Annotated in this window: 3 protein-coding genes; all 3 read right to left on the bottom strand. The window is 27.8% G+C overall.

Annotated elements, in window-relative coordinates:
- Window positions 1-99 precede the first annotated feature (99 nt).
- Entirely contained in the window at window positions 100-615 is a 516-nt protein-coding gene (locus tag DXB70_RS13860) for a hypothetical protein (protein ID WP_051395754.1), read from the bottom strand.
- 80 nt (window positions 616-695) lie between these two features.
- The gene (gene aph(2'')-Ia / locus DXB70_RS13865) at window positions 696-2,135 is read right to left on the bottom strand and encodes an aminoglycoside O-phosphotransferase APH(2'')-Ia (RefSeq protein WP_001028144.1); all 1,440 of its coding nucleotides are present in this window, start codon (window positions 2,133-2,135) and stop codon (window positions 696-698) included.
- A complete protein-coding gene (locus tag DXB70_RS13870) occupies window positions 2,136-2,528 on the bottom strand; it encodes a GNAT family N-acetyltransferase (RefSeq protein ID WP_000393259.1) in 393 nt (130 codons plus the stop codon). It abuts the gene before it with no gap.
- Window positions 2,529-2,598: the final 70 nt, after the last annotated feature.

Genomic DNA, 2,598 nt, shown 5'->3' on the forward strand with positions numbered 1-2,598 from the left:
AAAGAAAAACCGCTGTTGCATGGTTTGTTGGCTTCCATGTAGCAGCGGTTTTTGCTGGGATTATTCAGTTGAATTTTTAGCACGACAAACTGGAATTTGTCAAAGAGGATTATTCCAATATTCCACAGTATTTCTATTTACATCATAAAAAGTAATATTACCCGCATTTATAGGCAAGACAATCGCAAAAGGTTTATTGCGGTCAATATCAACCACTTGAATTGTGTTGCCATCATCTATTTCAAGTTGTTGCACCTGCTGTTGATTCATAGAAATAAATGCTCGTTCATTATATCCCTCTACAGTAAACTCCACAATTCCTCTTTGAATCCCCGAAAGAGTTCCACCTCCACGGAAAAAATATCCGAAGGAAAGTCCTGGACGATTGACATAGACGGAAAAAGAATGGTCACTCAAATCCTGAGGGTAAGAAATATATGCAGCCATCGTGCTGGAAACGCTTCCATCGACCGTCCAATCATCCTTAATCTTCTGCGACGAACGAATATCTGCCTCCAGCTTAGATGAAGTCACGCCGATCTCATTGTTCGTATAAAGAAAACAAACAAATAAAATACAAGCAAGAACAACCCCTATCACAATTTTAAGAAATATTTTTTTCCTTTATTATTTTTCATTTTTTTAAACTATTTAATACTAATGTCTTTTATAATAGCTTTTCATATATTATATAATCAATCTTTATAAGTCCTTTTATAAATTTCTTTTCTACCATTTTCGATAAATTCCTGTTTAATATTTTTAATTCCATAAACAATAGTTTCAATAGGATAATATTCTTCAACTATATCTTGATATTCTTTTGCTTTCTCAATATCTATATTTCCATACATTCTTAATATATCTTCTCCAAAATTTGTTCCTATTTCTTCTTCACTATCTTCAAGTAAGTATATAAAATCACAATATTCATCTATAATTCCAGAATCTCCAAAATCAATTATTCCAGTTAATCTATTATTGCCATCTAACAATAGATGATTACAACTAAAATCATTATGGCATAAACACTTTTTACCCTCAAAAACTGTTGTTGCATTTAGTCTTTCCATAAAACTTTCTATATAATCTTTTTCTATATCAGTTAAATCATTATAAATAGTTTCACGCAACAATATATACTCTTCTAATACATTTTGTTTATTATCAATAGTACATTCACTAATATCTGTATAATCTAAACCGTGCATTTGTCTTAAAAAACTGGCAATATCTCGTTTTAACAAATTTTGTTCTTCTTCTGACATAGTAGAATAAATTTCTGGTGTTAAAAAAGTTCCTTTAATTTCTTTATAACCTAGTATAGATAATTCATCACTAATATACGAATATTCAATATTAGGAATTTTTACATTAGTTTCTAAATTTGTATTTAAAAAATTATATATTGCTTTTTCTTTTGCATAACCTTTTTTCTTATTAGTACTAAATTTTGTTTTAAAAATGTATTCATTATTAACTAAATATGCCACACTATCATAACCACTACCGATTATTTCAATACTATCTACTTTGAAATTATCAAAGTAATGCTCAATTAAATATTTCATTGCCTTAACATTTGTGGCATTATCATCATATCTATATTCCATTAAATAACAATCTTCTTTTTTGCCCTCGTGTAATTCATGTTCTGGCAAATCTTCAATAATTCTAAAACCAGATTTTTGGTATGCCCTTATTGCTCTTGGATTATTTTTATGAGGGTCTAAAATAACTGCATTAGCATTTCTTTCTTTTTTCAAAAATTCAAAAATCAATTTAATATATCTTGTACCAATTCCTTTACTCCAATAATTTGGCTCTCCTATAAATTGATCCATACCATAGACTATCTCATCAGTTTTTGGATAATGATAATCAGTATATAACTCATCATACATTTTATATATTTGTCCATATCCAATAGGAACATTGTTATATTCAATAATTACTCTAAAAACTTCATCTTCCCAAGGCTCTGTATAATGTTTTTTTAATGATTCTAATGTATATTTTTTATCTCTACCACCATAAAATTCTAATACTCTTTCATCAGTTAACCATTTTAACATCAAAGGAAAATCATCATCTATTAAAGTTCTTATACATATTTCATTTTCAACTATATTCATTTATTTATCACCTTTTTCATAATCATATACATATACTATTTCATCTTTATAATCATTTTTACCACCTAATTTTTCATATACATGGCAAGCTCTAGGATTACCTTTATCAGTTATTAAAAACATTTCAGAACAACCAATCTCTTTAGAATATTCCTTAATAAAAGATAATAATTTTGAACCATAACCTTTGTCTTGATAGTTAGGTAACATTCCTATTGAGTGTAAATAAAACATTGTTTTTCCATCAGGTCTTAAAAGTGTATAGCAATATGCAAATCCTATAATTTTATTATTTTCTTTAGCTATAAACCCAAATGAACTGGTATCATTAAGAAATCCTTTTAAATTATCAATATCAAAAACCATATTATCATCAATTAAAACTTCTTCCATAAACTTTTTTTTTCACGCTATCAAAACTCCTTGTCAACTTTCGATTTGTCATAATCATTCTACCATACCG

The sequence above is a fragment of the Clostridium sp. OM05-5BH genome (assembly GCF_003481505.1).
Taxonomy (GTDB): Bacteria; Bacillota; Clostridia; order Lachnospirales; family Lachnospiraceae; genus Otoolea; species Otoolea fessa.